The 280-nt window shown below is 47.9% G+C and carries 1 rRNA gene; it reads right to left on the bottom strand.

Going from position 1 to position 280, the window contains the following annotated elements:
* A 23S ribosomal RNA gene (locus CR105_RS27630) occupies positions 1-280 on the bottom strand; the annotation flags it as partial.

The following is a 280-nucleotide window of genomic DNA, read 5'->3' as shown; positions in this document are numbered from 1 at the left end:
TTGGGCTTACGGCGTGGAGGCTTTTCACCCCCATTATCGCTACTCATGTCAGCATTCGCACTTCTGATACCTCCAGCATCCTTTACAAGACACCTTCGCAGGCTTACAGAACGCTCTCCTACCATATTGATTCCTTGATAAATCAAGGTAAAAATATCCGCAGCTTCGGTGACTGGCTTAGCCCCGTTACATCTTCCGCGCAGGACGACTCGATCAGTGAGCTATTACGCTTTCTTTAAATGATGGCTGCTTCTAAGCCAACATCCTGACTGTTTTAGCC

Origin of the sequence: Massilia eurypsychrophila (assembly GCF_002760655.1) — a bacterium.
GTDB lineage: Bacteria > Pseudomonadota > Gammaproteobacteria > Burkholderiales > Burkholderiaceae_D > JAFCUW01.
This window is presented reverse-complemented; position numbering and strand designations above follow the sequence as displayed.